General features: G+C 34.8%; 11 protein-coding genes and 1 pseudogene. 6 read left to right on the top strand and 6 right to left on the bottom strand.

The window, feature by feature from the left end; translation table 11 throughout:
• Positions 1-388 (top strand): IS3 family transposase (locus A9G37_RS09355; protein WP_141671160.1); only part of this gene is annotated, 388 nt, incomplete at its 5' end.
• A 617-nt stretch (positions 389-1,005) separates the two neighbouring features.
• Here A9G37_RS09355 and A9G37_RS09360 read toward each other — a convergent pair.
• Genes A9G37_RS09360 through A9G37_RS09375 form a run of 4 tightly spaced genes read right to left on the bottom strand, consistent with a single transcriptional unit; the run spans position 1,006 to position 4,260 of the window.
• Positions 1,006-2,247, bottom strand: coding sequence for a sigma 54-interacting transcriptional regulator (locus A9G37_RS09360; protein WP_065575352.1), 1,242 nt, complete (start codon positions 2,245-2,247; stop codon positions 1,006-1,008).
• The gene (gene nagZ, locus A9G37_RS09365; protein ID WP_065575353.1) at positions 2,228-3,271 is read right to left on the bottom strand and encodes a beta-N-acetylhexosaminidase; all 1,044 of its coding nucleotides are present in this window, start codon (positions 3,269-3,271) and stop codon (positions 2,228-2,230) included. Before nagZ ends, A9G37_RS09360 begins: the two co-directional genes overlap by 20 nt.
• On the bottom strand, positions 3,271-3,906 hold the full coding sequence (locus A9G37_RS09370; RefSeq protein ID WP_065575354.1) for a hypothetical protein: 636 nt from the start codon (positions 3,904-3,906) through the stop codon (positions 3,271-3,273). Before A9G37_RS09370 ends, nagZ begins: the two co-directional genes overlap by 1 nt.
• Positions 3,907-3,912: 6 nt before the next feature.
• Positions 3,913-4,260, bottom strand: a complete 348-nt coding sequence (locus tag A9G37_RS09375) for an HIT domain-containing protein (RefSeq protein WP_034914696.1) — start codon at positions 4,258-4,260, stop codon at positions 3,913-3,915.
• Between the two features lie 414 nt (positions 4,261-4,674).
• Here A9G37_RS09375 and rpsF point away from each other — a divergent pair, with 414 nt between their 5' ends.
• From rpsF to rplI, 4 genes are read left to right on the top strand one after another with little or no spacing between them, the layout of a single operon-like run.
• Positions 4,675-5,058, top strand: a complete 384-nt coding sequence (gene rpsF, locus A9G37_RS09380) for a 30S ribosomal protein S6 (RefSeq protein ID WP_034914699.1) — start codon at positions 4,675-4,677, stop codon at positions 5,056-5,058.
• Complete coding sequence (gene priB / locus A9G37_RS09385) at positions 5,042-5,350, top strand: primosomal replication protein N (RefSeq protein ID WP_034914702.1); 309 nt, start codon at positions 5,042-5,044, stop codon at positions 5,348-5,350. Before rpsF ends, priB begins: the two co-directional genes overlap by 17 nt.
• Positions 5,351-5,354: 4 nt before the next feature.
• On the top strand, positions 5,355-5,582 hold the full coding sequence (gene rpsR, locus A9G37_RS09390; RefSeq protein WP_025314965.1) for a 30S ribosomal protein S18: 228 nt from the start codon (positions 5,355-5,357) through the stop codon (positions 5,580-5,582).
• Positions 5,583-5,604: 22 nt separating this feature from the next.
• Positions 5,605-6,054 (top strand): 50S ribosomal protein L9, encoded by a 450-nt coding sequence (rplI, locus tag A9G37_RS09395; RefSeq protein WP_034914705.1) that lies wholly within the window; start codon positions 5,605-5,607, stop codon positions 6,052-6,054.
• 53 nt (positions 6,055-6,107) lie between these two features.
• On the opposite strand, the gene ggt is transcribed toward rplI, so the two are convergent.
• Positions 6,108-7,769: a gamma-glutamyltransferase gene (ggt, locus tag A9G37_RS09400; protein ID WP_442902860.1), complete on the bottom strand. Its 1,662-nt coding sequence runs from the start codon at positions 7,767-7,769 to the stop codon at positions 6,108-6,110.
• A gap of 642 nt (positions 7,770-8,411) precedes the next feature.
• Positions 8,412-8,879 (bottom strand): annotated as a pseudogene (locus tag A9G37_RS09405) (PTS transporter subunit EIIC); the annotation flags it as partial.
• Between the two features lie 78 nt (positions 8,880-8,957).
• Between A9G37_RS09405 and A9G37_RS09410 the strand changes: the two are divergent.
• Positions 8,958-9,167 (top strand): helix-turn-helix domain-containing protein (locus A9G37_RS09410; RefSeq protein WP_065575356.1); only part of this gene is annotated, 210 nt, incomplete at its 3' end.

The following is a 9,167-nucleotide window of genomic DNA, read 5'->3' on the forward strand; positions in this document are numbered from 1 at the left end:
TAATCGAGAAATAGTGGGGCGAAGTGCTGGCAGGCATAAAACAGCGGCACTGGTCATGCAAGCTATGAGTCAAATTCCAATGAACTTACAGACGATTGAGTTGTTTCATTCTGATAGAGGAAAAGAGTTTGATAATCATTTGATTGATGAATGTTTAACAGCATTTGGAATTAAACGGTCTTTAAGTCGCAAAGGCTGCCCCTATGATAACGCAATTGCAGAAAGCACATTCAAAGCAGTGAAAACAGAATTTGTGTCAAATACTATTTTTGATTCACTGGCGCAACTTAAATTGGAATTTAATCACTATGTGGATTGGTTTAATTATAATCGACTTCATTCAACATTAAATTACCAGTCGCCGATTGAATACAAAAGAAATCGATGACCTTATCTTTTTGGTACTAAAAAGTGTGGACATACCACGTTGATACCAAACATTTACCTTTACTTAAAAATGAAATAAAAAAGAAAACTAGAGAATATTTATTGGCATTGATGATTTTCACGTGAGCTTTATACAGGTATTTACCCCGATAAATCCCAATTTAGCTCAGCACAGTTTTTACACAATGAAGTATTAACCCAATGTCCTTATACCACTACATGTATTTATTCCGATAATGGACGTAAATATCAAGACACCAGCGAACACCTATTTGTTAAAACGTGTAATAACCATCGTATTAATCAAAAATTCATGGCCTGCCCACAAACGAATGGAAAAGCCGAAAGAGTGATACGAACTTTGAATTGCGATGTGACATAATCAGCATATATTTAGCGATTCAATAGATAGAAAACAAAACCTTAAACACTTTATTAATTTTTATAATACCGTTAAACCGCATAAAAGCGATTTTTGGAAAAACGCCTTATGAGTTTTTAGAAGATTATTTTAGTCATGAAGTGTAAACAACTTGGCGTTTTCCTACATATGACAGAAGTTGAATATCTGAAAAAGATATATATCCTTATTAGGTAGTATTCAACTATTTTATAAAATCACCGCCCTATCCCATAATCTCTCAACTTATTCGCAATCGCTGTATGCGACACACCTAATCTTTTGGCCAGCTTTCTTGAGCTTGGGTATTGATCATATAATTTTAATAAGATCTCTTTTTCAAACTGTTTAGTTATTTCATCAAGCGTTTTATTTTCAATATTGTTGACCCACGATAATTGTGATGTGATTGGAGTCGGTAACACAATGTCTTTGACCGTTAACCTAGGCGAGATCAATTGCGCTAATGCTGAATAAAGTATGTTTTTAAGTTGCCTTACATTACCTGGCCATGAGTAACGGGTAAAATTATCAATAACATTATTGTCAATTGTTGGCGGTATGATGCCTTGTTTATTGGCATATTCATTTACAAAAATATGTGTAAGTAGTTCAATATCGTCTTTACGCTGTTGTAAAGAAGGTAAATTAAGCGATAGTACGTTAAGTCGATAATAAAGATCTTTTCTAAATTTACCTTGTTCGACCAAATCAGCTAAATCGACTTTTGTTGCACAAATAATTCTAACATCGACATAAACTTCATCATCATCACCCACACGGCGGAAATAACCATCATTGATAAAACGTAATAATTTAGTTTGCATTTGAAAAGACATCTCATCAATGCCATCAAGCAATACTGAGCCACCGTTGGCTTGTTCAAAAAAGCCTTTTTTACCTTCAATAGCGCCAGGATAAGCACCAGCTGCATGCCCGTATAATTCACTTTCAACAACCTCATCTGGCATAGCTGCACAATTTAATGCTAGAAAAGCCTGATCGCCACGAGAACTGTATTGATGACAAGCATTAGCAAGTAAATCTTTACCTGTACCAGTTTCGCCAGAGATAAGTAATGGTTCTCTTTGCATTGAGAATGCTTTAGCTTGAGCGATAAGTTTTTGCATGACTAAACTTTGGCTGGCAAAAATATCAAAAGCTTGAGAACCAACAACCTTTATTTTTGATAACCTTTTTTTTAAATACTCAATTGGTTGTAAAATAAATATTGTTTTAGATGATTCCATCACTTTTTGCAATAAAACGTGCTGAGAATCTAACACAATAATCGTATCATCTTGCCCATCTATATTTATTGTATTATCAAGATTGAAGACCTTTTGATAATTAAAGGGTTGATTTAATACTAAATCGTTTTGAGCGAATAGTGCTCTAGCTACATGATTATAGGTAACCAGAAGTTGGTCATTATCCATTTCAATGATTGCTGCTTGCATACTCTGTCCACTTTTCATTAAGTTTTAATAAATTATCACGACGATATTGCCACTCAGAACTTTTTGTTAATTCTACATAGGTGATTTTTGTATTGGTTAATAAACATTTTGCTTTATCTGATGTTAAGGAATTAATCTTATCTAATGCTGCTAATTGGTCTAAAATAGCTAATGTCCCTTGCCTATTATTACAAGCTAAAAGCAGATCGCAACCTGCTGATAATGCCGTTTGGGCTCGCTCAGCATAATTACCCATTATTGAAGCACCTTCCATTGATAAATCATCAGAAAAGATTACACCATCAAAATGTAATTGCTCACGAAGCACTGTTTTAAGCCAATATGGCGAACCGCTAGCAGGTTTATTATTAAAAGCAGGATAGATAACATGAGCAGGCATGATTGCATCAAGTTTTTTATCCGCAATCAATTTGGCAAAAATTTGCATATCAAGTTCGATAAGCGACTTTTCGCGATAATCTACAGGCGTTTCCTTGTGTGAATCAGCAATCACATGACCATGCCCAGGAAAATGTTTGCCCGTAGTTTTCATACCTGCAGCATGCATACCATCAATCATAGCGGAAGCAACGTGATAAGCAACATTGACATCTTGATGAAAAGAACGTGTACCGATAGCAAGACAATCGTGACCTAAATCTAAAACGGGTGCATAGCTAAGATCGATATCAAAAGCAATAAGTTCCATAGCCAGAACCCAACCGGCATCAAAAGCTAATGATTTAGCTTGTTCAAGATCATTAAGAACCGCAAAAGATTGCGCTGGAGGTATAGAAGTAAAACCGTCTCTAAAACGCTGAACACGCCCTCCTTCATGATCGACCGAAATTAATAAACGCTGTGAAGAGGCAGCTCGAATCTGTTTTATCAATGCCATCAGTTGAGCTTGATCTTGATAATTACGACTAAATAAAATCACCCCTGCAATCAACGGATTTTGCAACAGTTTTTTATCTTCTTCAGTTAATGCTAAACCTTCAACATCAATCAACAATGGTCCCATTATTTGTTGTCCTCAATAACTTTATTTGTTTCCTTATTGATATCAGACTGCTTAGGAAAATCTTTAGATGCAACTCTGGTTAGGATTTCTCCACTTTGTGTTGAAATTAATTCCATTGCCAGATCGACATCATTGCTTGCACTTGGTACTTTATATATTGTGGTGAAAAGAACATAGCTAGCATTTATTAATTTAGCCAGTCCAATCATCTTACCTCGTGATACCAACTTATCATCAGCTGAAATCCCCAATGATTGTTTAGCTTGGCTTATTGTCTGTCTATCTACTACTGTAAACGTATTTTGCTTATGCATTAACTGATGTAATGCTTCATCTATTTGATTATTTGCAATATAATCACCACTCCGGTTTTGAATATCACTAATAAAAATAAGTTTATTGTCTGAATTTGAAAGTGGCACATTAACTAATTTCTTGATAAATGGTGATAATACCGAATTCCAATCAGTCTGTTTAGCAATTTCAGGAGGCATTTCAATCACACCAGTATCATCAGGCTGAGTAACATCTACAGGTGGTTTCACCTCAACTTTTTGGGTATTACTAATAAGGTGACACCCCGTTAAAGCAAAAACCAGTGAACTTGTAACAAATATGCGCTTGATCTGTTTCATATATGATTACCCTATTAATCTACCAAGATTTTTACCACCTAATAAATGCATATGAAGATGAAAAACTTCTTGCCCTGCATCTTTATTACAATTCATGATTAAACGATATCCACTTTCATCAATACCTTCTTGTTTTGCAATTTTGGCAGCAACTACCATCATATGCCCAATGATGGTTTCATCTTCTTCCTTAATATCATTAACGGTTGGAATTAGTTTATTTGGGATAATCAACACATGAGTCGGCGCTTGAGGAGAAATATCACGAAATGCTGTCACCTTATCGTCCTGAAAAACAATATCAGCGGGGATTTCTTGTCGAATAATTTTACTAAAAATAGTTTCCTGAGCCATCAAACCTTTCCTCTTACTTATATAGTTATACAAACATCTACTAATAACAATTCTATTGCACGAAAGCATATCATATTTTACTAACAAAAATGTATAGAAATCGTTACATTTTACAATGCATTTTTACAACCACAAAAATCGGTCAGGAAAGGTATTGATTTTATTGAAGTTTTTTCCTGCTTTTTTTTTGACATTTTTCAAAAGAATTTCATAAAAAACAGTCATAAAAACAGATACTTCCTATCAACTAAAAGTGACACTGTCTTACAAAGAATCTTGGCATATTCATTTGTCAAACCCAATAACTTGATATATAATGCCTTGTCGATTTCAACCGCCTATTTTTCATGTTCCTTGCTTTCAATGGGTTGCGGTTGCCCCGACAGAAAGCTGATTAATCCGTAGGGAGCGATAATGCGTCATTACGAAATAGTATTTATGGTTCACCCAGATCAGAGTGAACAAGTACCTAGTATGATTGAACGTTATACTGGTACGTTAACCACTGATGGTGGCAAAATTCATCGTTTAGAAGATTGGGGTCGTCGTCAATTAGCCTATCCTATCGAAAAACTGCACAAAGCACATTACGTGTTAATGAATGTTGAAGCAACTCAAGAAGCTGTTAACGAACTTGAAGATAGCTTCCGTTTCAATGATGCAGTAATTCGCAGTTTAATTATGCGCACAAAACACGCTGTAACTGAAGCTTCACCTATGTTAAAAGCCAAAGATGAACGTCGTAGTTCTGAAGAAGATTTTAACGAAGTAAATATGGACGATGATTCCGACGAATAATCGTTTAATGTTATCGGGTATTGTAAAAAAAACTCCGATACGAAAAATCAGTCCAAGTGGGATCTCGCATTGTCAATTTTATTTAGAACACGTTTCTAAACAAATCGAAGCAGAACTTACAAGACAAGCATGGTGCATAATGCCTGTGATTGTTAGTGGACAACAAAAGCTAAGTTACATAAAAAAAGGCAGCAAAGTTTTAGTTAGTGGCTTTATAAGCACACATACTAAACGCAACCAAACAAGCCAACTTGTTTTACATGCTGACCAAGTTAAACTATTAGGAGAATAGCCAAATGGCACGTTATTTCCGTCGTCGCAAATTCTGCCGTTTTACTGCAGAAGGCGTTAAAGAAATTGATTATAAAGATGTTTCTTTATTAAAAAGCTATATCACAGAAAGTGGTAAAATCGTACCAAGCCGTATCACTGGTACTAGCGCAAAATATCAACGTCAATTAGCTCGCGCAATCAAACGCGCTCGTTACTTGGCATTATTACCATATACTGATAATCATCAGTAATTAGCAACAGAGGGAACATATAATGCAAATTATTCTACTCGATAAAGTTGCTAATTTAGGCAGCTTAGGTGATCAAGTTAATGTTAAAGCAGGTTACGCACGTAACTTTTTAATTCCACAAGGTAAAGCTGTATCAGCAACTAAAAAGAATATCGAATTCTTTGAAGCTCGTCGTGCTGAATTAGAAGCTAAGCTTGCAGAAACATTGAAAGCAGCTGAAGAGCGTGTTGCTCAAATCAATGCACTTGGTAAAGTAACTATTACTTCTAAAGCCGGTGATGAGGGCAAATTATTTGGTTCAATCGGTACTCGTGATATCGCTGATGCTGTTAAAGCTCGTGGTATTAAAGTATCAAAAAGCGAAGTTCGCTTACCAAATGGCGTACTGCGTACTACTGGTGAACATGAAGTGTTCTTCCAAGTACACAGCGAAGCATTTGCTAAACTTATTGTTGATATTATTCCTGAATAATTATCCAACAATAAACACAAAAAGACCCGTCATTATAGCGGGTCTTTTATTATCTATTTCACAATAATTGATTTACCTCGACCTCGAATATCTGATACGGCTTCGGGTTTATTATCCGTAATTTTTATGGCTTGAATATCACCGCTAAAATCTTGCTGTTTAAAATGATAACCCATCTGTTTAAGTTTATCTTTTAACTTCTCTGGCACTTTATTTTGAAAACGCTCAATAAAGATAAGATTCGCTGGTAATAGTTGATGATGATAACGCGGAGCATCCATTGCCGCTTTTAATGACATATGATTATCAAAAACATTTGTCACAACTTGAAAGATTGAAGTGAAAATTCTTGAACCACCTGGTGTACCAATGACCATTGCAACTTCGTTATCTTTAATAAAAATACTTGGTGTCATAGAAGATAAAGGACGTTTATTTGGTTCTATTGCATTAGCATCTTTGCTCACGACACCAAATTGATTAGCAACACCTGGTTTACTACTAAAATCATCCATTTCATTATTTAGAATGATACCAGTGCCTTCTATTACAACAGCAGATCCAAACCAACCATTAAGTGTATAAGTATTCGATGCGGCATTGCCCCATTTATCCACAATCGAAAAATGTGTAGTCTGTAACTTTTCACGATTATTATCTAAACCTGGTTTAACTTTTTCAGTAATCGAAATCGCTTTTGGATTAACTTGTTTCGCTCTCTGCACTAAATAATTAGTATCAATCAATTCAGTGACAGGTACAGAGATAAAATCAGGATCTCCCATATATTCGGCTCGATCAGCAAAAACACGTTTTTCTATTTCTGCTAACAAGTGAATATATTGCGCTGAATTTACTTTTACCTCTTTGAAATCATTCGCTAAATATTGTTTCATTAATAATAATTGAATTAAACCAACACCTCCTGAGCTTGGCGGTGGAGCAGTAACAATCTGCATATCATGCCAGTTAGCAATTAAAGGATCTCGCCATTTAACCTTATAATTTGCTAAATCATTTTCAGTAATTAAACCTTCATTTTTCTCCATCTGTTGTGCAATTAATTTAGCCGTTTCACCTTTATAAAATCCATCGCTACCTTGCTGGGCAATACGATCTAAAACTTTACCAAGCTCAGGTTGTTTAAATATTTTCCCTTCTTGCATTGAACCAAAGTATTGCTTAAAGTGACCATTAGCAGGCGCAAGTTCTTGTGCCTCTTGATAACGTTTAACTAGTTGTTTGTCTACAACAAATCCTTCATTGGCAAATCGAATAGCTGGTGCTATAACCTCTTTCCAAGGTAATTTACCAAAACGCTGATGAACCGCCCACATACCAGCAACAGTTCCAGGCACTCCCGATGCTTTGTAAGAATATAAACTCAAATTAGGAATCACATTTTTATGATCATCAAGATACATATCTTTATCAGCTTTACTTGGTGCAACTTCACGATAATCAATAAAATAAGGCTTACCGTCCATCCAAAGAGTCATAAAACCACCCCCACCAATATTACCCGCTTCAGGATAAGTAACAGCAAGAGCAAATGCGGTGGCCACCGCAGCATCGGCTGCATTTCCACCTTTTTCGAGCACTTCTTCGGCTGCCTTTGCACCATAATAATCGGGCGAAGCAACTGCGGCAGCTGTTAATTTTTGTGTTACGTTTTCGACAGCTAGTACTTGTTGGCTTATCAGTAAAAATACCATAAAGTAGCAATACTTTATCAATTTACGTTTAAGAGAAAACATTTTGTACCTCCAAATTAAAGTATCATTTATCGTACTCACATAATCCCCAAATACATAAAGCGCATTAATAGATCATGCAACAATAAGTTAAGGGTAACCATCAATATAGCATAGAAAACAAAAATACTGATCGAATATTGATCAGTTATATAGTACATATTTACTCTAATTTACCATTTTAATGGAGTAGCAAAGATTACTAGAACTAAAAAATAATTAACGCAATTATAATTTACTCAATAGAGACTGATGATTAAATGTGAAATGCAATCGATGATAATTAAAATTTGTTATAAAATTTCATCTAAAATTTTTAAACAATACTTTTTTCGTTTAGTGTGAAAATTTTTTACAGAATTAACTGCAAGTATCAACAATGATGTCTTTTCTTAGCACAGTAGCGATAAAATTATTCTCTGTATAAATAAAACTGATTTTTGTTAAAAACTTTCAGGAAACACTACGTTTAAGTATAAAACAGTAGTGAATTTAGTAGGAATGATTTCTTAAATCTCAAAGAAAATAAGCATAATTGATATTTATGATTTTAACTAAAAAAGAGCGTAATCTTTAATAAAATGTATACGCCCTTATATAAAATTAAGCTGTTTGAATTTCGTTTTCTGATTTACCTTGCTCATCTTTATACAATTTATTGTCATATAATTTGACAAAAGGAATATAGATTAGCAAAGCTAAAATAGCCGAGAATATGGCAACAATAGCCGCTTTATAATCACCGCCAGTACTAATAAATGCCCCTAATCCCATTGGAGATGGCCATGGAATTAATGCGATGATTGGATGAATAAAACCAGTATTAATAGCCAAATAACCTAATGTTCCGCAAGCCATAGGTGCTAAGAAAAAAGGGAGAGCTAAATAAGGATTGTATACAATCGGCATACCAAAAATAACTGGTTCGTTGATATTAAATATTGCAGGTACTGCAGAAGCTCGCCCTAAGATTTTTAGTTGGCTGGACTTAGCAAAAAACGCAATAAAAAATGTCATTAATAAAGTAGAACCTGATCCCCCTAAAATCACAAGTGAATTATTAAATTCACCTGGATCGGCTACACTAATTAGTACCAGTTTTATAAGGTCATTGTTATGATAAACTAAAAATAAGAGAAGGTAACAACAATGGCAATCGATTCATCACGAAGAGCAAAACGTAGCTTTACTAACGAGTTCAAAAAACAAATGGTCATGCTATATCAAAATGGTAAAAAACGTGCGGATATCGTCGCAGAGTATGACCTCACCAAATCAGCATTAGATAATTGGATAATGCAGTACCAAACTACCGGCTCATTCATCGCAAAAGATAATCGTCGAACTGAAGATAACGAA

This window comes from Gilliamella sp. GillExp13 (assembly GCF_001690815.1).
Classification (GTDB): domain Bacteria; phylum Pseudomonadota; class Gammaproteobacteria; order Enterobacterales; family Orbaceae; genus Gilliamella; species Gilliamella bombi.